Below are 25,953 nucleotides of genomic sequence, written 5' to 3' on the forward strand. Positions count from 1 at the left end.
AGGGCCGGGCCGCTTTAGCGGTCGGCTGTTTGCACCAGGCCGGCCAGGGGGTCGAGCTGGGCGCGCAGGTAGTTGATAAAGCCCATCAGCTCGTCGGGGGCGCCTTCTTCTACCCGAACGGCCTTCATGGCACCACTGGGCAGCAGCACGGCCACTACGGTGCTGGGCAGGTCGCTGGTGCCTTTGCTGTACAGGTCCTGCAGCTCACTGAAGTGGACTTCCTGGCTGAGGCGCAGCATTTCGGCTACTGTAGTGATGGGCAGGGCAAACTCCTTCCTGCCCACTACGCCCACGTGCTGCTGGCCTTCGTACTCCACGCGCCCGTCGGCAAATACGTTAGCGGTATACACCGGGCACTTTCCAAAGCAAGGCGTACGCTTGAACACCAGTACCGGCGCTTCCACTTCTTCGACTGGCTTAGGGGCCGGCTTGGCAGCGGGCTTGCCTTTCGTTACGGACTTGATAGTCGTTTTGGCCTTGGATGAGCCTTTCTTGGTAACCACCTTGGTCTTTTGGGGACTGGTTTGGGCCGAGGCCGGCAGGCTTAGCAGGGCAGCAAGCAGGAGCAGGAGGAAAGGACGCATTGTCTGAACCACGGATTGACGCGGATTTTTCGGATTACACGGATTCTGGACCACAGATTAACGCAGATTTAACGGATAAGAACGGATTCGGAAGTTTTGTGGTCAGCAAGAAACAAAAGAAATGGCCACTGCGTCTGTTGCGATGGCCATTTCTTTTTGCTGTAAACTAGGCGGAAAAGAATCCGTTCTTATCCGTTAAATCTGTGCCAATCTGCGGTTTAGACTACTTCTTCTTGGCCTGGGTTTCTTTTTCCTGGGCAGCCTTCATGGCTTCGGCCAGGCGAGCCTGGAAGCCGCCGGGCTTTTTGTCCTTGTTCTTCACCTTGTTGGCTTCAAGCTGGGCGCGGATTTTGGTTTCATCCACGAAGGCCTTGGTGATGGCCTGCTGGGCGAAGGTCACCACGTTCGATACGAAGTAGTACCAGGTGAGGCCGGCGGCGAAGCTGTTGAGCACAAACAGGAAGATGATGGGCATCAGGTAGCTGTAGGTCTTCATCGGGCCCTGCATGCTGGTGTTGAGCTGGTTGCTCTGCCAGGTCATCACCAGGGTAGAAACCGTCATCAGCAGCGTGAACATCGACACGTGGTCGCCGTACCATTTCACGTAGAAGGGCAGCTTGGCGAATACGTCGTAGGAGCTCAGGTCCTTGGCCCAGAGGAAGCTTTGCTGGCGCAGCTCGATGGCGTTGGGGAAGAACTGGAACATGGCAAACAGGATGGGCAGCGTGAGCAGCGTGGGCACGCAGCCGCTGAGCGGACTCACCCCGAAGGTCTGGTAGAGCTTCATGGTTTCCTGCTGCACCTTCATCTGGTCGTCGCTGTACTTCTCCTTGAGCTGGTCCAGCTCTGGCTTCAGCACCTTCATGCGGGCCTGGCTTTCGTAGGTTTTGTACGTCAGCGGCCAGGTTACCAGCTTGATGAGCACCACCAGCAGCAGGATGATGATGCCGTAGGAGGGGATGAACTGCTCCAGGAAGTGGAACACCGGCAGAATCACGAAGCGGTTTACCCAGCGGAAGATGCCCCAGCCCAGGTACACGTTGCGGTCGAACTCGGGCGCCACTTCCTTCAGGGTGTTGAAGGCGTTGGGGCCGAAGTAGAAGCGGTACTTGCCGCCGGCCGCGCTGGTCACGTCAGCCACCGGCAGCTGAATCAGCGAGCCCATGCGCTTGAGGTACTTGGCGGAATCACCCAGCTCGGCCTGGGCGTTGAGCGTGCCGCCGCTGAAGGGCTGGCTGTCGGCCACCAGACCCGCCACGAAGAAGCCGTGCTTGTGGGCTACCCAGCGCGTAGGCTCGCTGAGCGTGGTTATTTCCGGCTTCTCGCTCGCCTCGGCCAGCGCATCGTGCTGCCCGCTGACGTAGGAGAAGTTGATGGTGGTGTGGTTGCGGTTCTGCTGCTTGTCCTGCTCGGTTTGCCGCACCTGGTCGTTGAAGGTAAACACCAGCGGCTCCTGGGCTACGGCGCTCTGCAGGTTGTTCAGGCGCAGGTTGTAGCCCAGCTCGTAGCTGTTTGGGGGCAGGGAGTAGCGTTGGATAATTTCACCACCGGCAATAGCTGCATGAAATTCAATGCTCTGGCCCCGTTTGTCAAGGACGGGGCGAGGCTGAAAGTTCAGGTCCGAAAACTTGATGGTCTTGCCGTCCAGCGTGCGGAAGCGGGTATCGAGGCGGGCGCTCTGCGGGTCGAGCAGGTCGAGGGGCTGGCCGAAGAAGGTTTTGTACTTGTTCAGGCGCACGGCCGTAACGCGGCCGCCCCGGGTGGAGAAGGTGATGGTGAGGTGCTCGTTCTGCAGCTGCAGGTCTTTCACCTCGCCGGCAGTTGAGTCAAGCGCCGCTTCGGGGGCGAATGCCGGGGAGGCAGCCGCGGGAGCGGCAGCAGGGGCTTTGGCGGCTTCAGTGGCCGCGGGCGTTTTGCCGTCGGCTTTTTCGTCTTTCTTCGGGCTGAAGAAGAACAGGTACACGAGGAGCAAGGCCGAAATCAGAAAAAGGCCGGTTGCTTGGTTTCTATCCATTACTTATTAGAGGTTGCGAAGGGGCAAAGGTACGGCAGGCGCGGCGGCCCGCCTCTGTCATTGCGAGCGAAACGAAGTGGAGCGCGGCAATCCGTCCTGTTCTCAGCGACCATCCTGTTTAAGTGATGAGCCAGCCCGGTTCTTGTCATTGCGAGCGCAGCGAAGCAAGCCGTCCTGTAAATGCGGCCAGCCGGATAATGTGAATAGCTTTTTTATGCAGCTAACTCCTCCCAAGCCGGATTAAATGTATTAATCAAGCCCAGCTTTTTTGCCCGCGAGCCAGCCTTAAGCTGCTTCTCACGGGCAATGGCAGCATTTACATCGGCAAACGTTTCGAAATACACCAGCTTGTGCACGTTGTACTTCTTGGTAAAGCCTTGGTGCAAACCAGCTTTGTGCTCGGCAACGCGGCGGGCCAAATCGTTTGTGACACCGATGTAAAAAGTGGTATGATTGGCGGTGGTGAGCAGGTAGACGTAGTAGGTGCGCAGCATATTTTAAGCGTCGTCGCTTGTTAGGGCTGGTCGCTGAGAACAGGACGGATTGGCTACGCCGAACTGCGTTTGCTTCGCTGCGCTCGCAATGACACGCCTTTTCGCTCGTTGCGTTGTTACCCCTTCCGGTGCTGAATAGCCGCCCGCACAAAGCGCGTGAACAGCGGGTGGGGCGTCTCCACGGTGCTTTTCAGCTCGGGGTGAAACTGCCCGGCTACAAACCAGGGGTGGCCGGGCAGCTCGATTACCTCCACCAGGCCGGTTTCGGGGTTGGTGCCCGAAGCCAGCAGGCCGGCTTCCTCGAAGCGGGCCAGGTACTCGTTGTTGAACTCGTAGCGGTGGCGGTGGCGCTCGCTGATGCGGTTGCGGCCGTAGGCTTTGGCAGCCTTGGAGTTGCGTCGCAGCTCGCACTCGTAGGCGCCCAGGCGCATGGTGCCGCCCTTCTGAGTTACTTTCTTCTGCTCCTCCATCATGGCAATGACGGGGTTGGGCGTGAGGGCATCCATCTCGGTGGAGTTGGCGTCGAGCAGGCCCAGGACGTGGCGGGCAAACTCCACCACGGCCACCTGCATGCCCAGGCAGATGCCAAAGAAGGGAATGCCGGTTTCGCGCACGTAGCGCACGGCGGCAATCTTGCCCTCGAAGCCGCGCTCGCCGAAGCCGGGGGCCACCAGCACGCCATCGACGCCGTGCAGCAGGCTGCCCACGTTTTCGGGCGTGATGTGCTCCGATTGGATGCTGCGCAAGGTCACCTTGCACTCGTTCTGGGCGCCGGCGTGCACAAAGGCCTCGTTGATGGACTTGTAGGCATCGGGCAGCTCCACGTACTTGCCTACCAGGGCAATGGTCACTTCCTCGGTGGGGTTTTTGAGCCGGCCCAGGAAGTCCTTCCAGTTTTCCAGGTCGGGGCTGGCGCTGCCGCCGGTGAGCCGGAGGCGCTTAATCACCCGCTCGTCGAGCCCTTCCTTGCGCATGAGCAGGGGCACGGAGTAGATGCTGTCGGCGTCGAGGCTCTCGATAACCGAGTTAATCTTGACGTTACAGAAGAGCGCGATTTTGCGGCGCATCTCCATGGGAATGGGGTGCTCGGAGCGGCACACCAGGATGTCGGGCTGCAGGCCGGCTTCGCGCAGGTCGCGCACCGAGTGCTGCGTGGGCTTGGTTTTGAGCTCGCCGGCCGCCTTGAGGTAGGGCAGCAGCGTGAGGTGAATTACCAGGGAGTCGGCTTCGGCCAGCTCCCAGCGCAGCTGGCGCACGGCCTCCACGAAGGGCAGGCTCTCGATGTCGCCGATGCAGCCGCCAATTTCGGTGATGACGACGTCGAACTGCCCGTTCTGGCCCAGCAGCAGCATGCGCCGCTTGATTTCGTCGGTGATGTGGGGCACCACCTGCACGGTTTTGCCGAGGAAGGCACCTTCGCGCTCGCGGCGGATGACGTGGTCGTAGATGCGGCCGGTGGTGACGTTGTTGGCCTGGGAGGTGGGCGTGTTCAGGAACCGCTCGTAGTGGCCCAGGTCGAGGTCGGTTTCAGCCCCGTCGTCGGTTACGTAGCACTCGCCGTGCTCGTAGGGGTTGAGGGTGCCGGGGTCGATGTTGATGTAGGGGTCGAACTTCTGAATGGTGACCCGGAAGCCGCGGGCCTGCAGAAGCTTGGCCAGCGAGGCGGAAATAATTCCTTTGCCGAGTGAAGAAGTGACGCCGCCGGTAACGAAAATGTATTTCGCTGCCGACGCGCTGGGGGTGGGGTTGGAGCGTTCGGGCATGACGGGAGTCAAAAGTACGGCACCGAAAGTTGGGGCGGGGACCCGGCGAGCGAAAAAAACAAAACTCCCCTCCTCAGACGAGGAGAGAACAGTGCACTGAAAGCGCAGCTGGGGTGGTTGAAGTTGTTGAACGACACCGCGCCTCACCCATACGACCACCCTTGCCTTGCTCCAGCAGTTGAGCGTTCAAACATGCGAGCTCGCAGAGCCCGTGCTGCATTACCCGTGAAACCGCTCTAATTTTCCCGTCTCTGATAAGAAAGCGAATAGAGCATCTCAACGCCACCACAGGACCATGCGAAAGCTAAAGCTACAGGTACAAATGACTGTCGACGGCTTCATTGCCGGCCCCAACGGGGAAATGGACTGGATGACCTTTAACTGGGACGAGGAATTAAAGAGCTACGTCACGGCCCTCACCGAGCCGGTCGACTGTATTGTGCTGGGGCGGAAGCTGGCCCAGGGCTTTATTCCCCACTGGGCCGCTGTGGCCGCTAATCCGGACGACCCCGACTTCACCGCCGGACAGAAGTTTACCAACACCCCCAAAGTTGTTTTCACCAGCACGCTGGCGCAATCGGAGTGGGACAATGCGGTGCTGGCCCAGGGTAGCCTGACCGAGGAAATTACCAGGCTTAAAGCGCAGGCCGGCGGCGACATTATGGCTTACGGCGGGGCCAGCTTTGTGTCCTCCCTTATCAGGCAGGGCCTGATAGATGAACTGCATCTGTTCGTAAATCCGGCCGCCATCGGGCAGGGCCTGCCCATCTTTGGTGAGCTGGCGGGCACCCAGGCGCTGACCCTGGTAAAAGCCAGGCCGTTTGCCTGCGGCATTGTGGTGCTGCACTACGAGCCCAAGCGGCGCTAAAACGAAAGCGGAGCAGAACAAGTGACTGTTGCTGCTCCGCTTCGTGTGGCTTCCTACTATTAATGCGAGTGCGTCAGCACTTCGGTGGGCACTTCCGTGGGGTCGGGGCCCTGGTAGTTGTCCACGAACTCGCCTTCCCAGCGGGCCACTACCGTCGTGGCCAGGCAGTTGCCTAGTACGTTCACGGCCGTGCGGGCCATGTCCATCAGCGCGTCGATGCCCAGGATGATGAACACCGGCCAGGCCGGCAGGCTGAACGAGGCCACCGTGGCCAGCAGAATCACCAGGGAGGCGCGGGGCACGCCGGCCACGCCCTTGCTGGTGAGCATCAGTGTGAACACCATCAGCAGCTGCTGGCCGAAGGTGAAGGGCACCCCGGCGGCCTGGGCCACGAATACGGCGGCCAGCGACAAGTAGAGGGTGGTGCCGTCGAGGTTGAAGGAGTAGCCTGTGGGCATCACGAAGGCCACGATGCGACGCGGCACGCCAATGCTTTCCATGGCTTCCATGGCCCGGGGCAGGGCCGCCTCGCTGGAGGTGGTGGCAAAGGCAATGCTGACCGGCTCGGCCACCGCCGTGATGAAGCGGCGCAGGGGTACCCGCGCCAACAGGGCCACCGGCAGCAGAATCAGCAGCACGAAGGCAATGAGGGCGCCATAGAGCGTGAGCAGCAGCTGCAGGGCGTTGAGCAGGGGCGCAAAGCCCATCTTGCCCACGGTGTACGCCAGGGCGCCGCCTACGCCCAGGGGCGCGAAGAACATCACCACGTTGGTGAACTTGAACATTACCTCCGACAGGCTCTCGCAGAATTCCAGCATCACGCGGCGGGGGCGCTCGGGCGTCATGGCCAGGCCAATGGCGAAGATGATGGCGAAAATTACCACCTGCAGCACCTGGCCTTCGGCTACCGACTTGGCGATGTTTTCGGGGAAGATGTGCAGGATGATGTCGGCAGCCGTCTGGGGCTCGGCCGGGGCCAGCTTATCCACGTCGCCGGTGGCGCCCGCCTGGCTGATGCCCACGCCCGCCCGGGTCAGGTTGATAGCCGCCAGGCCGATGAACAAGGCGAATGTGGTGACTACCTCAAAGTAAATCAAAGCTTTCAAGCCCATGCGGCCCACCTGCTTGAGGTTGGAGTGGCCGGCAATGCCCACCACCAGCGTAGCGAATACCAGCGGGGCAATAATGGTTTTCACCAGACGCAGGAAGGCATCGCTGAGCACTTTAAAGTTCATGGCGACGCTGGGGGCGTCGTGCCCCAGCTCAATGCCCACCAGCATGCTGAACACAATCCAGAGGGTGAGGGAGCGCCGCGGGGCTACTACCGCCGCCAGCGCCGCCAGGGCCAGCCAGCGGGCCGCGATGGCAGCAGCCGGGGGAAGGCCGCCCAGGTTGTTGGCAGCCAGTATTGTGAGCACGAGGGCAAGCAGCACCAGGCCCATTGCCAGAATTGAGTAACGCGACTTCGCCATGCGAAATGAAAAAAGCTTAAAGCAGGAATGAGAGCCTAAAGAACGGCATTATCGCGGCATCTATACCACGGATGTTGCCCAGGCCCTGGTCCGCTCACCTCGCCAGGACGAGGCCGGCGCCGACTCAACAGCCACCGCATCAGTTGCACTGTAGGCGGTTGGAAAATAAAAAAAACGTTTCTTGCTACCCGTATTCACCTCCTTTTGTGCCCCGCTGTGCCTACCTGGACTCTGACCACCCACGAGTTGTCCCTGCGCTACGTCTGGAAAATCTCGCGCAACGCATCTTCTGCCAAAACAAATCTGGTGGTGAAAATCGAGGCCAAGGGTTTTGCCGGCGCGGGTGAGGCAGCACCCAATACCCGCTACCACGAAACGCCGGAGCTGCTGCAGGAGCAGTTTGCCGCTCTGCAGGCCGCGGGCCTCGCCGCAGTCAACGACTTAGAAAAGCTCGATGCCCTGCTGGCCCGCCTGCCGGTGGCCCGCTCGCTGAGCTTTGCCCTGGAATCGGCCCTGGTGCACTGGCTGGCGGCGCGCGCCGGAGTGCCCGTGTGGCAGTGGCTGGGCGTGCCGCCTCCCACTTCGGTGCTCTCCACCGCGTTTTCCCTGCCTATTATGGAGCCAGGCGAAGTGGCCGGCTTCCTGCAGGCGCAGGATGCATTCCGGTTCAACATGCTGAAGATAAAGGTGAACGCGGCCGGAGGGCTGGAGCTGCTGCGGGAAGTAGCCCGGGTGCTGCCCAACCACGCCATGCTGGTGGACGGCAACGAAGCCTGGGAAGACGCCGACAGCCTCATGCTCTTTCTGGAGCAGGCCACGGCCTTGCCCGGCCTGTACCTGCGGCTGCTGGAGCAACCCCTGCCGGCGCACTGCGCCGATGACTACCGCTACCTGCGCACCCGCACGCCCGTGCCCCTGATTGCGGATGAGTCGGTTACCGACACGGCCGACTTCTCCGAGCTTACCCGGCAGTTTCACGGGGTGAACGTTAAGCTGATGAAAGCCGGGGGCTACCGCCGGGGCATCGACCTGCTGCGGCGCACCCGCTCGCACGGCCTCATGCCCATGCTGGGCTGCATGGTCGAAACCACCCTGGGCATCAGCTCGGCTTACCAAATCAGCGCCCTGGCCAAGGTGCACGACCTCGACGGCTTCCTCATCGTGAAAGATGAGCCTTTTGGGTTGGTAAGGGAGAAAAACGGGCTGCTGTCGATGGGGGAGTGATTGGGTGATGTGCTGATTTGTTGATGTGCTGATGTGCTGATGTGCTGATGTGCTGATGTGATGATGTGAAAAAGAACGTCATGCTCATCTAGCGTCCGCTTGTCGAAGCATCTCTACCACGAGCGCAAATCCTTTTTGTTAGAATTACTTCCCCTGGCAAGATACTTCGACTGCGCTCAGCATGACGTTCTTTTTCACATCATCACATCAGCACATTAGCACATCACCCCATCACCTTCATCACCTCATTACCAAAATCACTTCACTCCCGAAATCTGGGCGTCGAGCACGCGCAGCTGCTCGTCTACCTGGCGGGTATCGGCCATAGCGGAGCGGCCCTGGCTGAGGATGCTCACTTTTTGGTTGAGCAAGTCGATTTTCTGGTTCAGCAGGCGAATCTGCTGGGTGGGGTCGACGGTGGTGTTGGCGCCGGCCTGCACATACTTTTCGTACTGCGCGTCGGGCTGTTGGGGAATCTCGCCGCGGGCGGCGGCGGCGCTGGCAGGCGTGGCGAAGACAATGCCGCCGTCGGCCTTCACGTAGTCGCCTTCGCGCAGGGTGGTCTTTTTGCCGGTGGGCAGCTCCACGATACCGCTCTTGTAGTTGATTTTGACGCCGCTGGGCAGCTTCACATTTTGGGTGAGGCGAATGGTTTGGCTGCCTTCGCGCTGCACTACCTCACCGTTCTGGAACACGAATTGCGTGCGGGCCGTGGTCTTTACCGGGAAGCCGCCCTCCTGGGCACTAACTGGCCGGGGCGCAGTGAGAAGGCAGCTCAGCAGGAAAAAAGAAAAAAGAATGCGTTTCATAAAAGTCAGAAGAGTTAATGTGAATGCTAGCTCATACGTTCTTCTTCTTTTTTAGGTGAAAGGCAAAAGGCACAGAAAAAATCAAGAAAAAACGGGAACGATGTTGCGACATTAAATGTACCTACATAAATTTGCAGCCGATTCCACTCCCAGCCATGCGCATCGAAGACGAAATCAAGCAAACCAGCTTTCAGAGCGAGCATCAGAAAGCCTACATCAACCTGGTGTACACGGCTGGCTGGCTGCAGCAGCAGCAGGCCTGCGCCTTTAAGCCCTATGGCCTCAGCCTGCCGCAGTTCAACATCCTGCGCATTCTGCGGGGGCAGCACCCGCTGCCGGCTACTGTGGCCTTGCTGATTGAGCGCATGCTGGACAAAACCAGCAACGCCTCGCGCATTGTCGACAAGCTGGAAGAAAAGCAGCTGGTGACGCGCAAAGTATGCCCGGCCAATCGCCGCGCCGTCGACATCCGCATCACCGACGCCGGCCTGGAGCTGCTGCGCCGCATCGATGCCGATGGCACCGCCGCCAAATACTTCGGCAGCCTGACCGAAGACGAATTACGCCAGCTCAACAGCCTGTTAGACAAACTCCGGGACTAGCCCGGCCTTTATTTCAGTTTTCCTTCTTTACCCCACTTACCCTTTTGCGCTTTTTGCGTCACAAACCATGAAAAAGATTCTGTTGCCCGCCTTTTTTGCCGTAGCCACCCTTGCTGCTTCAGTGCCCGCCACTTTCGCTCAGAAAGCCGAAAAAGTAGAAAAGGCTATCACCAAAGGCACGGCCTACAAAGTGCAGCCGCAGCTCAGCACCCTGGGCTGGGTTGCTAAAAAAGTAACCGGCCAGCACAACGGCACGGTTCAGTTCAAAGAAGGCACCGTGCTGGTGCAGGGCAACCAGGTAGCCGGCGGCACCTTCGTGGTCGACATGAACACCATTAAAGTGGAGGACCTGACCGATGCCAACTACAACGGCAAGCTGGTGGGCCACCTCAAAGCCGACGACTTCTTTGGCGTAGACAAGCACCCTACTGCCACCTTCGTAATCACCAAAGTAGCCCCCATCAAGGGCGCTGCCGCGGAGGCCAACAATGCCAACATCACCGGCAACCTCACCATTAAGGGCATCACCAAGCCGGTTACCTTCCCCGCCAAAGTAGGCGTGAAGGAGGGGCTGGCTTCGGCTTCGGGCACGGCTGTAATCGACCGCACCCAGTTCGACATCCGCTACGGCTCGAAGTCGTTCTTCGAGAGCATCGGCGACAAAGCCATCGACAACGACTTTACGATGAGCTTCAACGTCATTGCCAAGCAATAATCACTGATTTAGTTGATTAACGCTGATTGCGCTGATAGTCAACTGAGCCTTTTATAAAAATCCCCGCCGGGTAGCTGGCGGGGATTTTTTTATGTGGTCTTTTCTGCTTTCGGCAAGAAGACGGTGTAAAGCCTAGCTCTTCTTCAGGTACTGCGCGGCGGTGGTGTTCTGGGGGTTCAGCTCAAGGGCGCGTTGGTAGTTCTTGCGGGCTAAATCGTGGTTGCCCAGCTCCTCGTAGGTTTCGGCCAGGCTATCGTAGGTGTTAGCGCTTTGCGGGTACAGGCTGACGTTTAGCTTGAAGACTTCCAGCGCATCTTTCGGCTGGGCCTGTTTTAGCAGAAAGTAGCCCCAGGCGTTTACCTCGTCTTCCGGGAGCTGGTAAGCCGGGTTCTTTTTCTTGGCTTTTTTCACTTCAGCCAGGGCCTGGGCGAAGCCTTGCTTGCGCAGCTCGTTGTGCAGGGCCCGCAGGGTAGGCGAGAGGCCAAAGCCCGTGGAAGCCCGCATGTCGGGGATGTAAAAGGCGGCCAGCTCATCCACAAAGCTGTCGGGGTTGGCGCCCTGCAGGTTGGTCAGTACAACAATGGCCAGGTCGTCTTTGGGGTACACAAACACAGCGGAGCGCCCGCCGCCCACCGGCGCCACGGCCGGGTGCTCGGCGCGGCTGATGGTGGGCCAGCCCAGGGCGTACCCATTCAGGAACTGGCTAAAGCCGCGCTGCCGGCCGTTGTTGAGCACACCCGGCGTCCACATCACCGGCAGGCTGGCGGGGTGCAGAAGCTGGCCCTGCTGCAGGGCAATAATCCAGCGGGCTACTTCTTCGGCCGTAGAGCTCATGCCGGCCGCGGTGCGGTGGCTGGGGGCATACACCTCGAACAGGTGGCGGAGCTGGCTGGTGCGGCGAAACTCGCCGTTCACGACCCGGGTGAAGGTGTAGCCGCGGGCGGCGTTGGGCAGCACGTCGTGGGCATCGCCGGTAGTGGTGCGCGGCATGCCCACCACATCGAGCTGCCGCGCCTGGATAAACTGGGTGAAGGGCTGGCCGCTGAGCTGGTCGATGATTTTGCCCAGCAGCACGTAGTTGGTTTGGTTGTAGGCAAACTTCTCGCCGATGGGGAAGGCCAGGGGCTGGGTTTGCAGCCGGGCCCAGGCGGCGCTTTCATTGCCCTCCGTCACCATGCCGGCTACATCTTCAGGCATAATGTCGGGCAGGCCGGAGGTGTGCGTCAGCAGCTGCCGCACCGTAACGGGCTGCCAGGCGGCGGGCAGGTCGGGCAGGTAGCGGGAAGCCGGCGCGGCAAGGTCGAGCTTGCCAGCTTCTGCCAGCTGCATCACGGCCACGCCCACAAAGGCCTTGGTAATGGAATTGAGGGCGAAGCGCGTGCGGGGGCTCACCGGAACCGAGTCCTGCACGTTGGCCAGGCCATACTGCCCCAATTTTACCAGCTTGCCGTGCCGGACAATGGCCAGCTGCACGCCAGGAATGCGTAGCTGCTGCATCTTGGCCCGAACGAAGCGGTCGAGGCTGTCGCTCTTGCTTTGGCCTTGAGCGGTGCCGATGTTCAGCATCAGCATGAACAGGCCCAGCAGAAAGACTGGCCGGCGGAAGTGAGTAGGTGTTTTCATAGCGAGAAGGTGGTTTGGGTGGAAGAGAGAAGAGAGAAGAGTTGGGGTTTAGGGTAAAGGTGTTGTCTTTAGTGAATGGTACAAATGTATAGCAGGTACTTTGTAAAACAAGGTAGTATGTTAAATAAAGGGATTGCATTCGCTGGTATTCTAACTTTATACTTGATTATCAGATATAAAAAAGTTAACGCTTCATCCACTCCCTTTTGCCTGCGGCTTTTTGTTTTATGAAGGCGTACCTGCCCTGCTGCAGCGCATTGCAGTAGCCAACGGGCTAGGCCCCCGAGACCATTGCTGAGAGCATGCAGCCAGAACATCTGCGAGGTAGGATATCAAAAAAGGCGCCTCCTGCTCCAGGAGACGCCTTTTTGGCAATAGCCGGGGTGCCTACTGCTTGGGCAGCTTCAGCTCGGCTTGAATCAGCTGTTGGGTGAGCACCTGGTTCAGGGCAGGGGGCAGCAGGGGGTGGGGAGGCGCCTGCAGGTTGGCCAGGTCAAAGCGCAGCCAGGTGTTGGGGCTGTCCTGGTTCAGCTCGCCGGCGTGGTCTCCAGCCTTTACCGGGCGGGCCAGCTCCACCAGTAAGCCCGGGCTGCCGTTGGGAAAAAAGCGCCACCCACGCAGCCCCAGGCTGTCGGGGGTGAGCTGCCGCAGCTGCCGGCCAGCTTTATCACTTACAAACAGGCTGTGAAGGTCGTTGTGGTTGAGGCGGCCGTCGTGGTTGGTGTCGGCCTTCACGATGTCGTAGAACAGGTAGGGGTAGCGTTGGGGCAGCGCCCGGCCTTCGTGGCTGTTCACGCCGGCCAGCAGGTAGCGGCCGTGGGGCAGGAGCAGGTGCGCCTGGCCGGTCTGCTTGTGAAAAAACACCAGGTTGAAGCAGGGCGGGTTGTGATAATCCTTGCTGTAGCCGCTTTCAAAGCCGCTTTCGCCTTCGGCCGATTGCATGGTTGCCGGCTGATAGAAGTAAGTCCCGGCACTGTCGGCATCTACCGGGGCGCCATATGCTACGTGCGAAGTGCGGGCAATCCGGGCCACGGCCTCCCGCTCTTTAGCCGCCCGCTCGGCGGCGGGCATCGACGCGTTTGGTGCTGGCTCAGAGCAGCCGCTTAGTGCCAGAAAAGCCGCGCTGCCGGCCCAGAGAATTTCTAATTTCATACGAGGAGCGGGCCCAGGGAATTAGTCAGGAATATGGAGCTCCCGGGGCAGCTCAAACTTTAGGTTGCGGCTTTTGCTGCGGCGGTGCAGCTCCTGCAGTACCTCATCCACCTCGCCCTTGTATTCCAGCCACAGGTCTTCGTGCAGGGATTTCAGGATAAGGGCCGGAATGCGGGCCGCCAGGCGGGCCGTGGCGTTGTAGAAGCCGTCGTACACGCTGTCGAACTGCCCGGAGTAGTTGTCGATGGCCTGGTGCAGGATGTAGAGCAGCAGGTCGATTTCCAGGCGCTTGCTTTTGGTGATGCGCCGGGCGCGGGCGGCTTCCTGCACGGCGGCGCGCGTGGCCTTCACCAGGCTGCGGTTCAGCAGCCGGCCGGATACGGCCAGGTTGAAGATTTCGTGGATGCGGTCGGCCGTCTCCTCCTGAACCTGCTCCAGCGTTACGTCGGCCAGCAGCTCGTAGCGAAAGGTTTCGTACAGCTCGGCATCGCGGCGTACGGCACGCAGGAGCAGGGTTTCCTTTTCTGCCTCCGGCAGGCGCTTAATGGCTTTCTTGAAATCAGGGGAAGGAACGGGCATTGGTTGATGGTTTAATTGCCTGATGTGCTAATGTGCTGATGGGTCAGGTGGCCGGTTTTGGAAGCACATCAGCACATCAAACAATCAGCACATTATAAATTGTCGTCGAAGTACTGCGTCACCTTTTTGTAGAGGTGGGCGCGGTCCTTGCCGCCTACGTTGTGGGGGTGGCCGGGGTACACGAAGTAGTCGAGCTGCACGCCGTTGTCGACGGCCGTTTTGAGGTAGTCGAGTGAGTGCTGCCACAGCACTACGTCGTCCACGGTGCCGTGGATAAGCAGGAGCTTGCCCTGCAGCTTGGGCACGTAGCCCAGCAGGTTGGCCTGCCGGTAGCCTTCGGGGTTTTCCTGGGGCGTGTCCATGTAGCGCTCGGTGTACATCACCTCGTACTTGCGCCAGTCGATAACCGGGCCGCCGCCCACGCCTACTTTGAAGGTGCCGGGGGCGCGGGTCATCATGGTGGTGGTCATGAAGCCGCCAAAGCTCCAGCCGTGAATGCCCATTCGGCTTTGGTCCACGTAAGGCAGCGACTTGAGGTATTTCACGCCCTCCAGCTGGTCAGCCATCTCCACCGTGCCCAGCTGCCGGAAAGTGGCCTGCTCGAAGGCCAGCCCACGGTGGGCCGAGCCGCGGCTATCCACGGTAAACACCACGTAGCCTTTCTGGGCCATCATCTGCATCCAGAGGTTGGAGCCGCCGAGCCAGCTTTCCGTCACGAGCTGGGCGTGAGGGCCGCCGTAGAGGTACACCACCACGGGGTATTTCTTGCTGGCGTCGAAGTTGGGCGGGGTAATGAGGCGGCAGTACAAGTCGGTGCTGCCGTCAGCGGCTTTAATGGGGAAGAGCTTGGTTTGGCCGAGCTGGTAGCCGGTCAGCGGGTTGTCGGCCGTCAGCAGCAGGCGCTGGGGCTTGCCATCGGTTACGGCAATGGTGCGGATGGTGCGCGGCGTCACCGAGGAGCTGAAGTTGTCGAGCACGTAGCTGCCGCTCGGGCTGAGCGTAGTGTTGTGGGTGCCCGTGCCCTGGCTCACCTTGCGGGGCGTGCCGCCCTTCAGGCTTACGGCGTAGGTGTGGCGCTCCAGGGGGCTGTCGGCGGTGCTGCTGTACACGATGTCGCGGTTCTTGTTGCTGAAACCCAGCACGTCGGTCACAATCCAATTGCCCTTGGTGAGCTGGCGCAGCAGCTTGCCGCTGGTGTTGTAGAGGTAGAGGTGGTTGTAGCCGTCGCGCTGGCTTTGCCAGATAAACTGCTCGGGCTGCCCGGGCACAAACAGGGCGGCGTGCTGGGGCTCCACGTACTTGTCCTGGCTTTCCTCAAACAGCGTCTTCACCAAGGCGCCGGTTGCGGCATCGTACTGATTGAGCTTCATGGCGTTCTGGGCGCGGTTGACAATGGCCAGGTAAATGGCCTTTTCGTCGGGGCTCCAGGCTAGGTTGGTGAGGTATTGCTCCCGGGGCTCGCCGGTTTGCAGGAAAACGGTTTTGCGGGTGCTCAGGTCGTACACGCCTACGGTCACCTCGTGGCTTTTGTCGCCGGCCATGGGGTATTTGATGTTTTTGAGGCTGGCCGGCGTGGTGCTCACATCCACCAGCGGGTAGTCGCTCACCATGGTCTGGTCCATGCGGTAGAAGGCCAGCTTGCTGCCGCTGGGGCTCCAGAAGGTGCCCTTGGTGATGCCAAACTCCGAGCGGTGGGCAGCCTGCCCGTTCACGATGCCGGGGTTGGCTTCGGTGGTAACGGCCTCGTTTTCGCGGCCGGCGGCCGAGATAAACAGGTTCTGGTCCTTGGTATAAGCCACCCGGGTTTTGCTGGGGTCCATCTCCACGTTGTCGGCCGCGGGGTCGTAGCCAAACAGGCGGCTAGCCTTGCCGGCTTTTACATCGTAGCTGTACACCTGGTTTTTGCTGGTCACCAGCAGGGTGCTGGCGTCGCGCCACTGCAGGGTCGGAAAATTCCTGAACTCGGCGCCGGCGGCTTTCAGGGCCTCGGCAAAGGCCGTTTGCGACACCACAGCAGTCAGGTCTTTGCCGGTGGCGCTGCCGCGCACCAGCTCGTCGGGCTGCCCGTTCTGGCCGGGGCGCAGGTAGGCGAGCTCATCGTTTGAGCCGGGAATCCAGCTCAGCTGGCGCAGGTTCTGGGGCTGCAGGTCGCGGTTGAGGAAAGCCTCTTCGACGGTAAGCTGCCGGCCGGGGGCACCACTGGAAGGCGCCTGGGCCAGGGCCGGCGAGAGCGATACACAAAGTAGCCACAGGAAAAGCCAGGGCTGCGCCTGGCGGTGGGAGGGGAGGGGCATGAGAAGTATAAGAACAGGAAAATTTCGTCCGGAAAATTACAGACGAAAGCCGGGCCAGGCGGTTTCTTCTCCAAAATCCGCTGGCATGCCAAACAAGCCAAGGCAACCGCAGACTGCCCCTTTTAGTCCTGAAAACAACTGCGAATCACGAAACGAAACCCCCCTGAATGGGGTTATAAATCACCGTGCCACCCGGTATTTTACTATTTTTGCCTTATGAACACGCGTCCGCAAATTGATTATAACGAAGAGGTTTTACTGCTCGAAGAGGAAATCGAAGAGCGTAGCCTGGTGGTGTACAACGATGATGTCAACACCTTCGAGCACGTCATCAACACCCTGATTGACGTGTGCGGGCACCAGCCCCAGCAAGCCGAGCAGTGCACCCTGCTGATTCACTACAAAGGGCAGTGCGCCGTGAAAAACGGCACGTACGAAGAGCTGGAGCCCATGTGCACCGCTATTCACGACCGAGGCATTTCGGCCGACGTAGTTTGATGTGCTGATTTTTTAATGTGCTGATGTGCTGATTTAAGCAATACAACCTGCCGCATCAGCACATCAGCACATCCTTTAATCATCACATCAATACATGGACTTCCCCTCGAAACTGATTGAAAACGCAGTGGGCGAGCTGTCGCGCCTGCCCGGCATTGGTAAGAAAACGGCCCTGCGACTGGCTTTGCACCTGCTCAAGGCCGACACCGACACCACGGCTTCCCTGGCCGAGGCGCTGGCCAAGATGCGCTTTGAGATTACCTACTGCCGCACCTGCCACAGCATCTCCGACTCGGAGGAGTGCGGCATCTGCGCCAACAAGCTGCGCGACCATGCCATGGTGTGCGTGGTAGCCGACGTGCGCGACGTCATCGCCATCGAAAACACCGGGCAGTACAAGGGCGTGTACCACGTGCTGGGCGGCGTTATCTCGCCCATCGAAGGCGTGGGCCCGTCCGACCTGCACATCGAGTCGCTGTTTGAGCGGGCTTCGGCTGAGGGCTCGGAGGTGCGCGAGGTCATTCTGGCCATCAGCCCCACCATGGAGGGCGACACCACCGCCTTCTACCTCTCGCGCCGCCTGCGCGACCTGCCCAACATCCACCTCAGCACTATTGCCCGCGGCATTCCCATGGGCGGCGAGCTGGAGTACGCCGACGAAATAACCCTGGGCCGCTCCATCGTGGAGCGGCAGCGGCAAGCGCGATAAATTCAGTTAACAATTAACAGTGAGCAGTTAACTCTCTGAGCGACCAACCAGCGCGCATCCCAAGTTGGTGTACTGTTTATCCAGCCCGGCTCCCCCTCTCTCTTTCGGAAATGCGAATTAAGCATTTTTTGGGGGCGGGGGGTGAGGCGGACGATAAAACGAAGGCTGTACACCGACTTGGGAGGTGCTTTAGGTAATGTGAAAAGCCCCAACGCCAGCAATGGCTGTGGGGCTTTTTTTATGGGTCACATCTCAAGGGCGACTGAGAGCTAGCGGGCGGATTGCTTCGCTGCGCTCGCAATGACACACGGCTAGGGCTCGTTATGACGGTAATGGCCGTAATTTCGCCCCCTGTGGTGAAGCTGTCCGTCATTATTGTCAACTATAACGTCTGCTATTTCCTGGAGCAGGCCCTGCTCTCGGTGCGGCGTGCCGTGGAAAAGCTGGGCCAGCCCGTGGAGGTGTTTGTCGTCGACAACAACTCGGCCGATGGCTCGGTGGCTATGGTGCGGGCTCGCTTTCCCGAGGTCATTCTCATTGCCAACCACGACAACCCCGGCTTTTCCAAGGCCAACAACCAGGCCCTGCGCATCGCCAAAGGCGAGTACCAGCTGCTGCTCAACCCCGACACGGTGGTGGAGGAAGACACCTTCCGGGCCTGCTGCGAGTTCATGGACCAGCACCCCGACTGCGGCGGGCTGGGGGTGAAGATGCTCGACGGGCAGGGCCGGTTCCTGCCCGAAAGCAAGCGCGCCCTGCCCACGCCGGCGGTGGCCTTCTACAAGATGTTTGGGCTGGCGGCCCTGTTTCCGAAGTCGCGCACCTTTGGGCGCTACCACCTGGGCTTTCTCGACAACGACAAAACCCACGCGGTGGAAGTGCTGAGCGGGGCCTTTATGCTCATGCGCAAGGCCGCCCTGGACCAGGTGGGCCTGCTCGACGAGGACTACTTCATGTACGGCGAGGACATCGACCTCTCGTACCGCCTGACGCTGGGCGGCTGGAAAAACTACTACTTCCCTGGCACGCGCATCATTCACTACAAGGGCGAGAGCACCAAGCGCACCAGCGTCAACTACGTGTTTGTGTTTTACCGGGCCATGGTCATTTTCGCCCGCAAGCACTTTGCCCCCGGCAATGCCGGCACGTTTTCGCTGCTCATCAACCTGGCCATCTGGCTGCGGGCCGGTGCGGCCGTGCTGGAGCGCCTGGCCCAGCGGGTGGCCCCGCTGCTGCTCGATGCCGGCCTTATCTGGCTGGGCGTATTTTTCCTGAAGGAGTACTGGGAAAACAACCACAAGTTTGTGCCCGGTGAGTACCCGCCGCAGTACATGCTGCTGGCCGTTCCGGCCTACATCGTGGTGTGGCTCACTTCGGTGTTCCTGAGCGGGGGCTACGACCCGCCGGTGCGCACCTCCCGCGTGGTGCGGGGCGTGTTTGTGGGCACGCTGGTGATTTCGGCTGTGTCCAACTTCCTCGACGCCTGGCGCTTTTCCAAGGCCCTCATCATCCTGGGCGGGGCCTGGGCCGTGGCCGCGCTGGTAGGGCGGCAGCTGCTGGCCCACTTCCTCAAGTACCGCGACCTGCGCCTGAGCGAGCGGCGTCAGAAAAATATTGCCATTGTGGGCTCGGGGCCGGAAAGCCGGCGCGTGCGCCAGCTGCTCGAAACGGCCGGCGTGCAGGCCCGCGTCATCGGCTACGTGAACGTGGGTGACATAAGAGCAAAAGGAAAGGAAGCCGTCGAGCCCGAGCGGCATTCACCCATTCACCCATTCACGCATTCACCCACTGAGCCCAGCGAAGCCCTGGGCGAGCTGCGGCAGCTGGCCGACATCATCCGCCTCTACGCCCTGGATGAGCTGATATTCTGCGGCAAAGACCTGCCCGCCAGCCAGATTATTGCCCTCATGCTGGCCCTGCCCCACGACCCGCCCGTGGCCTACAAAATCCTGCCCGAAGACAGCCAGTACATCATCGGCAGCAGCAGCAAGGATTCGCCCGGCGACTACTACACCCTCGACATTGCCCTCAACCTCTACCAGCCCCGGCAGGCCCGCGCCAAGCGCCTGCTCGACCTGCTGAGCAGTGCCGCCCTGCTGCTGCTGGCTCCGCTGCTGCTCTGGTTTCAGGCCAGTAAAACCGGCTTCCTGGGCAACGTGCTGAAGGTGCTAACTGGCCGCCGCACCTGGGTGGGGCTGCGCTACGCCGCCGGCCCGCCCCGGGCCGTGCCCGCCGTGCTTTCCCCGGCCGATGCCGCCGCCAAGTCCTCCCTGCTCAACGACGCCACCCGCCGCCGCCTGGAGCTGCTCTACGCCAAAGACTACGAGCCCGGCATGGACCTGGGCGTGCTGTGGCGCTGCTGGCGGAGGCTGGGGAATGTCTGAACCGCAGATTGACGCGGATTAAACGGATAAGAACGGATTCGAAAGGCCTTTATCTATTCAATCATTGCCAAAGCAAAAGGCCACTGCTCGTTTAGCAGTGGCCTTTTCTTTTTGATGAAAGAACAAATCCAAAAGAATCCGTTCTTATCCGTTTAATCCGCGTCAATCTGCGGTTCAGAATCCGTGTCAATCCGTGGTTCAGACAACAGACGGTACCTTTGCCCCCGCATTCCCATCCACTCTCCAATATGTCTTCAACTGCCACCCTCATGGCTCCCTCGCCGCTATCCGACCGCCTCGCGGCCATGAACGAGTCGGCCACCATTGCCATGGCCAAGAAAGCCCGTGAGCTGGCCGCTCAGGGCGTCGACGTCATCAGCCTCAGCTTTGGCGAGCCCGATTTCCAGACGCCTCAGTACATCAAGGATGCCGCCAAGCAGGCCATCGACGACGGCTTTACTTTCTACACGCCCGTGCCCGGCATTCCCGACCTGCGCCAGGCCATCTGCGACAAGTTCCGGCGCGACAACGACCTGAACTTCCAGCCCAACCAGATTGTGGTGAGCACCGGCGCCAAGCAGTCCCTGGCCAACGCCGTGCTGAGCCTGGTAAACCCCGGCGATGAGGTAATTGTGCTGTCGCCCTACTGGGTGAGCTACGAGGAGATGGTGAAGCTGGCCGAGGGCGTGACCATCGTGTTGGCGGGCTCCCTCGAAAACGACTACAAGGCCACCGCCGCCCAGCTGGAAGCGGCCATCACGCCCCGCACCAAGCTCATTATGTACTCCTCGCCCTGCAACCCCACCGGCGCCGTTTTCAGCCGCGAGGAGCTGGGCGAGTTTGCTGCCGTGATGATGCGCCACCCCCAGGTGTACGCCCTGGCCGACGAGATTTACGAGTACATCAACTTCACCGGCGAGCACTACAGCCTGGCCCGCTTTCCGGAGATTAAGGACCGTGTAGTTACGGTGAACGGCTTCTCCAAGGGCTACGCCATGACGGGCTGGCGCCTGGGCTACCTCGCGGCCCGCGCCGACATTGCCGCCGCCTGCGAAAAGGTGCAAAGCCAGATTACCTCCGGCACCTGCTCCATCGCCCAGAAAGCCGGCGTGGCTGCCCTGGCCGGCGGCCGCGGCAGCGCCGACGAGATGGTGGAAGCCTACCGCCGCCGCCGCGACCTGGTGCTGAACATCGTGAAAGACATTCCCGGCATGGTAACGCCCACCCCCAGCGGGGCTTTCTACATCTTCCCCGACGTGTCGGCCTTCTTCGGTTGCACCGCCCCCGACGGCTCGCGGATTGAAGATGCCTCCGACCTGGCGCTGTACCTGCTCAACGATGCCCACGTGGCTGCCGTGAGCGGCGACGCCTTCGGCGCCCCCAGCTGCATTCGCTTCAGCACGGCCGCGGCCGATGAGAAGCTGGCCGAAGCCTTCCGCCGCATCAAGGTGAGCCTGGCTAAATTGTAGTTGTCAGTTGTTCGTTGTCAGTTGTCAGGCTGTTCTGATAAAGCTGATGGCAGAACAACCGGACAACTGACAACGAACAACTGACAACGAACACTTGAATACGCTTACCGACCTTTTCGACGATTTCAACAACCTGCGCGTCCTCATCGTTGGCGACGTGATGGTAGATGCCTATGTGTGGGGCAAGGCCACGCGCCTCTCACCCGAGGCGCCGGTGCCGGTGGTGCACGTGGCCCGCACCGAGCAGCGCCTGGGCGGGGCCGCCAACGTGGCCCTGAACGTGCAGGCCCTGGGTGCCACGCCGCTGCTCTGTGCCGTGGTAGGCGACGACCGCGGCGGCAGCCAGCTGCTGCAGCTGCTGCACGACGCCGGCCTGTCGGCCGACGGCATCATCCGTAGCCAGCACCGGCCCACCACGGTAAAGGAGCGCATCCTGGCCCACGGCCAGCAGCTGCTGCGCATCGATGACGAAGTAGAAACCGACCTGAACGAAGAAGAGGCCGGATTGCTGCTGGCCGCCTACGACGACCTGCTGGAGCGGGCCGACGTGGTGATATTTGAGGACTACGACAAAGGCGTGCTCTGCGAGGACATCATCAGCCAGTGCATTGCCAAAGCGCGAAAGCGGGGCATTCCGACCGTGGTCGACCCCAAGAAAAAGAACTTCCTGGCGTACCGGCACTGCACCCTGTTCAAGCCCAACCTCAAGGAGCTGCGCGAAGGCCTCAAGCTGGACTTCGGCACGCCCGACATCGACCGGCCCGGGTTTGAAGCCGCCGTGGCCCGGCTGCGCGAGGTGCTGACGCCGGAAATCGTGCTGGTCACTCTAAGCGAGCACGGCGTGTTTGCCCAGCAAAACGGCCAGAAAACCTACCTGCCGGCGCACCTGCGCACCATCTCCGACGTGTCGGGCGCCGGCGATACGGTGATTAGCATTGCCGCACTGTGCGTGGCCCTGGGCCTGCCGGCCTCCTTCACCGCCGCGCTGGCCAACCTCGGCGGCGGCCTGGTGTGCGAGCAGGTGGGCGTAGTGCCCGTGGAAAAGCAGCGCCTGCTAGAGGAAGCGCGGGATGCGGGGCTATAGAAATCTTGTGCCAGCTTAAAGGCGCGGGCATCCGCTGAAAGAAGCTAGCTGAACTTCTTACTTACAGGATAACCCCAAACGGGCCGTGGCCGGGCCACACAGTAGCTGGGTATGCTTTCGCAAACACAATGCGGTTGTCGTTGGGGAAGCTGCTGGTGAAAGGAGCTATGCAGGAGTCCGCCCGGGGGTTGTCGCTGGTAATGGCAATATGAGTGCCGCCGGTAATACCAGCCGATGCCATAGCAGCATAGGAAATGGTATCGGCAAAGCCATTGGGTAAGTTGTTGCGATAGAGGCGGCTGTATTTAAAATACGAAAGTTCAACAACGCCGTGGTAGCCAACGCCATGGCCCAGGAAAACCCGGTGGTATAGCGACTGAGTGGCGAACGTCGAGTTCTGGAGGCGCTGACCTCGAATAATAAGTCGCTGGTTGACCCTGTCGCCGATGTAGGTAAAGGTATAGCCGTCATTCTGCTGCAGGCCCAGCGCTACCGGTTGGGGTAGGCTATAAACAGGGTCTGTGGTATTGATTTCGTTGGTATAATATGTACCAAAGAATCTGCCCTGAACCCGCTTTTTCATCACCAGGCGGTGCGGACCACTAAGCACATTAGCCAGGGTAAAGCTGCCGTTGGCAGCCGTGAGAGTGCTCACGGTCTCGTCTTCATATAAGGAAACCTGAACGCCGCTATGGTCACTTAGCAGCGCACCTGTTTCATCGTACAGGCGCACGGTGCCGGTGTAGGTTGTGGTGGGCCGGGCGGCCTCTTCTACATTTTTTGTGCAGGAAGCAAGAGCTAGCAAGGCAGCCAGGGGAATTAAGAAACTATGTTTTAGGCTCATGAGAAGGAAAAGGATGACTGGCCTCCTAAGGTACGGATAGGGCCGGGACTATAGCTGGAATTCTGAATGCATGAAACAGCCAAGCCCCGTTGGAGCAACACCTGGATTATCCGAGGGTTGTCCAGTCAGGGCTTTGGTCTTGTGGTGGTTGTTGGAGGATTTACTGCTGAATTGCAGCTGGTAAAGTGACTGATAGCGGAGGCACTAGGCTTTAAGTCTGTGCCACGCCAGCCAGCTTATTCCACCAATTACCAGCAGGATGACAAAGACGAGCAGGAAGAACTTTGCTTCGGCCGACCAGGACTTGCGGCGCCTTCGGGTTGGCGACTGGTATTGGATTTCAGCTGATTTGGGCTTGCGGCGCCTGCCGGAATAGCTGGCAAGATTATTCGCCAGGTCTGGGGCAAGCCATGCAACAAGGACGAGGGGTACGAGTAGCAGCCCGCCCAGCACCGGCAACACCCGTTGAAAAAACTTGGCGAGTAGCGGGCTGCGCATAGTTCTGCCGGTGAAAGAAGGCCTTACGCTTTTTTCAGAAACTCAGTCTTCAGCACCATGGTACTACCGCCGGCCCGGCCTTCAATCTCGCCCGCCGAGTTAGTGAGGCGGATGTTCTTGACCAGCGTGCCGCGCTTAAGGGTGAGCGAGGAGCCTTTCACCTTAAGGTCTTGATGAGGGTGACGGAGTCGCCTTCGTTCAGCAGGGTGCCGTTGCTGTCTTTTATATCCATATTTAACAGATTTGAAACCAATATGTTGAATGAACTGGGTCTGCACTAACCCCGCCACTCCTTCACCGTGTCCACGAACACGCGCACATTGTCCGGATTCGTATCCGGGTACACGCCGTGGCCGAGATTGGCGATGTGGGGGCCGCCGGCGAACTGGCGCAGCATGGCCTGGGTGGCGGCTTTCACCTGCTCGCGGCTGCCGTAGAGGGCGCAGGGGTCGAGGTTGCCCTGCAGGGTTTTGTTGCCGGCTTCGCGGCGCACCTGCTGCGGGTCCTGGTTCCAGTCGAGGCCGATGGTGCGGCAGGGCATGGCGGCAAACTCCGGGATGGCCCACCAGGCTCCTTTGGCGAATACCGTAACAGGCACCAGCCCGTCAAGGGCTGCGCAAATCTGGGCGATGTAGCGGGCCGAAAACTCGCTGTAGTGCGCCGGGGGCAGGATGCCGGCCCAGGAGTCGAATATTTGCAGCACCTGGGCGCCGGCTTCTACCTGCGCCTGCAGGTAGGCAATGGTGGTGGCGGTGATTTTTTCGAGCAGGCGATGCGCCAGGGCCGGCTCCTGGTAGAGCAGGCGGCGGGCCTTGCTGAAGGTTTTGGAGCCGTGGCCCTCCACCATATAAGCGAGAATGGTGAACGGCGCCCCGGCAAAGCCAATCAGCGGCACGCGCCCGTTCAGGGCCTTGCGGGTGATGCGCAGGGCGTCGAGCACGTAGCCCAGGTGCTCGTGCGGGTCGGCCACGCGCAAGCGGTCTACGTCGGCGGCCGACTTGATGACTTCCGGAAACAGCGGGCCGCGGGCTTCCACCATCTCATAGGTCAGGCCCATGGCCTCGGGCACCACCAGGATGTCGGAGAAGATGATGGCAGCGTCCACGTCGAGGGCATCGACGGGCTGAATGGTTACTTCGGAGGCCAGCTCGGGCGTTTCTACCAGCTCCTTGAAGCCGGAAAGGCGGCCGCGCAGGGCACGGTACTGGGGCAGGATGCGGCCGGCCTGGCGCATCAGCCAAACGGGCGTCCGCTCGGTGGCTTCACCACGGGCGGCGCGGAGGAAAAGGTCGTTTTTCAGCATAATGAGGGGCAAAGGTACCGGGTTGGCGCCTAGCCATTGCCTGTTAGCTGCTGGCTTTTTTGCATGATTTTCCTCAGCTTACAGCTTTTGCCTCTTGATTGACAGTGCTACCGGCCAGTAGCCAGCAGCTTAACTGCTACTTGCTTAGGCCGGGAAAAAGCGCGCTGATGGCCGTGGCCAGGAAGTTGACGCCAATGGCCAGGGTGATAAAGCCCATGATGCGGGCCAGGGCCGCCATGCCCGGCCGGCCCAGCAGGCGTGTAAGCCGCAGCGACGAAACCAGTATAATAAAGCTAGCCAGGGCCACCAGCGTGAAGCCGGCAATGGTCATGGCCTTGTCGAAGTACGACTCCCGAATAAGGCCGATGCACACGGCCATGGAGCCCGGGCCCGAGAGCATGGGCATGGCCAGGGGCGTAAAGCTGATATCGTCCTTGAGCTTGCTTTCCTCCAGGGCATCGGGGCCCACCCGGTCGCGGTTGGCCCCCGGCGTGAGCAGCTCAAAGCCCGAGCGCATGAGCAGGATGCCGCCAGCAATGCGCAGGTGCTGAATATTGATACCGAAGAAGTTAAGAATGTACTGCCCGCCAAAAAAAGCCACACTAAGAATGGCCACCATGTAAATGCAGGAGCGCAGCGCCGTGCGAGCCCGCTCCGACCCCCGGTCGCCGGCCGTCAGGGTCAGAAACACCGGCATGGCCCCGAAAGGGTTGACAATGGAAAACAGGGTGGTGAAGGTGGCGAGCAGAACTTCCATAGGCGGCAAAGGTAGAGCTTACATTGATGTGCTGATTTTTTGATGTGCTGATGTGCTGATGTGCTGATGTGAGAAGGTGATGAGGTGAAGAAGTGAAGAAGTGAGGAAGTAGAAAGAAGAACGTCATGCTGAGCTTGTCGAAGCATCTTGCCAGGAGAAGTAATCCAATCGAAAGGGTTTACTCTCGTGGTAAAGATGCTTCGACAAGCTCAGC

The 25,953-nt window shown here is 60.3% G+C and carries 23 protein-coding genes and 1 pseudogene; 9 read left to right on the top strand and 15 right to left on the bottom strand.

Annotation, left to right across the window (positions count from 1 at the left end; genetic code table 11):
* Positions 1-14 precede the first annotated feature (14 nt).
* The 4 genes from ABD919_RS22360 to pyrG form a co-directional block, all read right to left on the bottom strand.
* Positions 15-584, bottom strand: coding sequence for a DUF6438 domain-containing protein (locus tag ABD919_RS22360; protein ID WP_345238314.1), 570 nt, complete (start codon positions 582-584; stop codon positions 15-17).
* Positions 585-807: 223 nt separating this feature from the next.
* On the bottom strand, positions 808-2,598 hold the full coding sequence (yidC, locus tag ABD919_RS22365; protein ID WP_345238315.1) for a membrane protein insertase YidC: 1,791 nt from the start codon (positions 2,596-2,598) through the stop codon (positions 808-810).
* A 212-nt stretch (positions 2,599-2,810) separates the two neighbouring features.
* Positions 2,811-3,092, bottom strand: a complete 282-nt coding sequence (locus ABD919_RS22370) for a GIY-YIG nuclease family protein (protein WP_345238316.1) — start codon at positions 3,090-3,092, stop codon at positions 2,811-2,813.
* Positions 3,093-3,208: 116 nt separating this feature from the next.
* Complete coding sequence (gene pyrG / locus ABD919_RS22375; protein ID WP_345238317.1) at positions 3,209-4,855, bottom strand: CTP synthase; 1,647 nt, start codon at positions 4,853-4,855, stop codon at positions 3,209-3,211.
* 295 nt (positions 4,856-5,150) lie between these two features.
* Between pyrG and ABD919_RS22380 the strand changes: the two genes are divergently transcribed.
* Positions 5,151-5,723, top strand: a complete 573-nt coding sequence (locus tag ABD919_RS22380) for a dihydrofolate reductase family protein (protein WP_345238318.1) — start codon at positions 5,151-5,153, stop codon at positions 5,721-5,723.
* A gap of 59 nt (positions 5,724-5,782) precedes the next feature.
* Here the strand turns inward: ABD919_RS22380 and ABD919_RS22385 are convergent, their stop codons facing one another.
* Positions 5,783-7,195, bottom strand: coding sequence for a dicarboxylate/amino acid:cation symporter (locus tag ABD919_RS22385; protein ID WP_345238319.1), 1,413 nt, complete (start codon positions 7,193-7,195; stop codon positions 5,783-5,785).
* A 216-nt stretch (positions 7,196-7,411) separates the two neighbouring features.
* On the opposite strand from ABD919_RS22385, the gene ABD919_RS22390 reads away from it, so the two are divergent.
* The gene (locus ABD919_RS22390; RefSeq protein WP_345238320.1) at positions 7,412-8,419 is read left to right on the top strand and encodes an enolase C-terminal domain-like protein; all 1,008 of its coding nucleotides are present in this window, start codon (positions 7,412-7,414) and stop codon (positions 8,417-8,419) included.
* A gap of 257 nt (positions 8,420-8,676) precedes the next feature.
* Here the strand turns inward: ABD919_RS22390 and ABD919_RS22395 are convergent, their stop codons facing one another.
* Positions 8,677-9,228, bottom strand: a complete 552-nt coding sequence (locus ABD919_RS22395; protein ID WP_345238321.1) for a DUF6799 domain-containing protein — start codon at positions 9,226-9,228, stop codon at positions 8,677-8,679.
* Positions 9,229-9,383: 155 nt separating this feature from the next.
* Between ABD919_RS22395 and ABD919_RS22400 the strand changes: the two genes are divergently transcribed.
* Both ABD919_RS22400 and ABD919_RS22405 read left to right on the top strand, forming a co-directional pair.
* Positions 9,384-9,830, top strand: a complete 447-nt coding sequence (locus ABD919_RS22400) for a MarR family winged helix-turn-helix transcriptional regulator (protein WP_345238322.1) — start codon at positions 9,384-9,386, stop codon at positions 9,828-9,830.
* A gap of 67 nt (positions 9,831-9,897) precedes the next feature.
* On the top strand, positions 9,898-10,545 hold the full coding sequence (locus tag ABD919_RS22405; RefSeq protein ID WP_345238324.1) for a YceI family protein: 648 nt from the start codon (positions 9,898-9,900) through the stop codon (positions 10,543-10,545).
* A gap of 132 nt (positions 10,546-10,677) precedes the next feature.
* Here the strand turns inward: ABD919_RS22405 and ABD919_RS22410 are convergent, their stop codons facing one another.
* The 4 genes from ABD919_RS22410 to ABD919_RS22425 all read right to left on the bottom strand — a co-directional run bounded on the left by ABD919_RS22410 (position 10,678) and on the right by ABD919_RS22425 (position 16,193).
* A complete protein-coding gene (locus ABD919_RS22410) occupies positions 10,678-12,168 on the bottom strand; it encodes a serine hydrolase domain-containing protein (RefSeq protein WP_345238325.1) in 1,491 nt (496 codons plus the stop codon).
* Between the two features lie 387 nt (positions 12,169-12,555).
* Positions 12,556-13,320, bottom strand: a complete 765-nt coding sequence (locus ABD919_RS22415) for a hypothetical protein (protein WP_345238326.1) — start codon at positions 13,318-13,320, stop codon at positions 12,556-12,558.
* 21 nt (positions 13,321-13,341) lie between these two features.
* A complete protein-coding gene (locus ABD919_RS22420; RefSeq protein WP_345238327.1) occupies positions 13,342-13,899 on the bottom strand; it encodes a hypothetical protein in 558 nt (185 codons plus the stop codon).
* A 92-nt stretch (positions 13,900-13,991) separates the two neighbouring features.
* The gene (locus ABD919_RS22425) at positions 13,992-16,193 is read right to left on the bottom strand and encodes a S9 family peptidase (protein ID WP_345238328.1); all 2,202 of its coding nucleotides are present in this window, start codon (positions 16,191-16,193) and stop codon (positions 13,992-13,994) included.
* Positions 16,194-16,409: 216 nt separating this feature from the next.
* Between ABD919_RS22425 and ABD919_RS22430 the strand changes: the two genes are divergently transcribed.
* From ABD919_RS22430 to ABD919_RS22450, 5 genes are all read left to right on the top strand, one after another.
* Positions 16,410-16,691, top strand: a complete 282-nt coding sequence (locus ABD919_RS22430) for an ATP-dependent Clp protease adaptor ClpS (RefSeq protein WP_345238329.1) — start codon at positions 16,410-16,412, stop codon at positions 16,689-16,691.
* A 94-nt stretch (positions 16,692-16,785) separates the two neighbouring features.
* Positions 16,786-17,400: a recombination mediator RecR gene (gene recR / locus ABD919_RS22435; RefSeq protein WP_345238330.1), complete on the top strand. Its 615-nt coding sequence runs from the start codon at positions 16,786-16,788 to the stop codon at positions 17,398-17,400.
* 353 nt (positions 17,401-17,753) lie between these two features.
* Entirely contained in the window at positions 17,754-19,784 is a 2,031-nt protein-coding gene (locus ABD919_RS22440; RefSeq protein WP_345238331.1) for a glycosyltransferase, read from the top strand.
* 248 nt (positions 19,785-20,032) lie between these two features.
* On the top strand, positions 20,033-21,253 hold the full coding sequence (locus ABD919_RS22445; protein ID WP_345238332.1) for a pyridoxal phosphate-dependent aminotransferase: 1,221 nt from the start codon (positions 20,033-20,035) through the stop codon (positions 21,251-21,253).
* A gap of 94 nt (positions 21,254-21,347) precedes the next feature.
* The gene (locus ABD919_RS22450) at positions 21,348-22,337 is read left to right on the top strand and encodes a bifunctional heptose 7-phosphate kinase/heptose 1-phosphate adenyltransferase (protein ID WP_345238333.1); all 990 of its coding nucleotides are present in this window, start codon (positions 21,348-21,350) and stop codon (positions 22,335-22,337) included.
* Between the two features lie 61 nt (positions 22,338-22,398).
* On the opposite strand, the gene ABD919_RS22455 is transcribed toward ABD919_RS22450, so the two are convergent.
* The 5 genes and pseudogenes from ABD919_RS22455 to ABD919_RS22475 form a co-directional block, all read right to left on the bottom strand.
* The gene (locus ABD919_RS22455) at positions 22,399-23,070 is read right to left on the bottom strand and encodes a peptidase associated/transthyretin-like domain-containing protein (protein ID WP_345238334.1); all 672 of its coding nucleotides are present in this window, start codon (positions 23,068-23,070) and stop codon (positions 22,399-22,401) included.
* A 315-nt stretch (positions 23,071-23,385) separates the two neighbouring features.
* Complete coding sequence (locus ABD919_RS22460; protein WP_345238335.1) at positions 23,386-23,679, bottom strand: hypothetical protein; 294 nt, start codon at positions 23,677-23,679, stop codon at positions 23,386-23,388.
* A 23-nt stretch (positions 23,680-23,702) separates the two neighbouring features.
* Positions 23,703-23,911, bottom strand: a pseudogene (locus tag ABD919_RS22465) (alkylphosphonate utilization protein).
* Positions 23,912-23,956: 45 nt separating this feature from the next.
* On the bottom strand, positions 23,957-24,985 hold the full coding sequence (gene hemE, locus ABD919_RS22470; RefSeq protein WP_345238390.1) for a uroporphyrinogen decarboxylase: 1,029 nt from the start codon (positions 24,983-24,985) through the stop codon (positions 23,957-23,959).
* A 133-nt stretch (positions 24,986-25,118) separates the two neighbouring features.
* On the bottom strand, positions 25,119-25,739 hold the full coding sequence (locus ABD919_RS22475) for a MarC family protein (RefSeq protein WP_345238337.1): 621 nt from the start codon (positions 25,737-25,739) through the stop codon (positions 25,119-25,121).
* Positions 25,740-25,953 lie beyond the last annotated feature (214 nt).

The sequence above is a fragment of the Hymenobacter saemangeumensis genome (assembly GCF_039541835.1).
GTDB lineage: Bacteria > Bacteroidota > Bacteroidia > Cytophagales > Hymenobacteraceae > Hymenobacter > Hymenobacter saemangeumensis.